Origin of the sequence: Microbacterium sp. JB110, assembly GCF_003335195.1 — a bacterium.
In the GTDB taxonomy this organism is placed as follows: Bacteria; Actinomycetota; Actinomycetes; order Actinomycetales; family Microbacteriaceae; genus Microbacterium.
This window is the reverse complement of record NZ_QPGM01000034.1, coordinates 1-201: the sequence shown is the minus strand read 5'-3', so window position 1 is coordinate 201 and position 201 is coordinate 1. Positions and strand designations below refer to the sequence as shown.

At 72.1% G+C, this 201-nt stretch carries 1 protein-coding gene; it reads left to right on the top strand.

Annotation, left to right across the window (positions count from 1 at the left end):
* On the top strand, positions 1 to 201 hold a 201-nt coding region (locus CIK77_RS17955), incomplete at both ends, for a hypothetical protein (RefSeq protein WP_220224459.1).

Below are 201 nucleotides of genomic sequence, written 5' to 3'. Positions count from 1 at the left end.
AGCCTGGTACGGACCCCGGTACGGAGCCTGGAACCGACCCGGGCACGGACCCTGGAACCGACCCGGGCACGGACCCTGGTACTGACCCCGGTACCGACCCGGGCACGGAGCCTGGAACCGACCCCGGTACGGACCCGGGCACGGATCCTGGTACGGACCCCGGTACGGAGCCTGGAACCGACCCGGGCACGGACCCTGGTA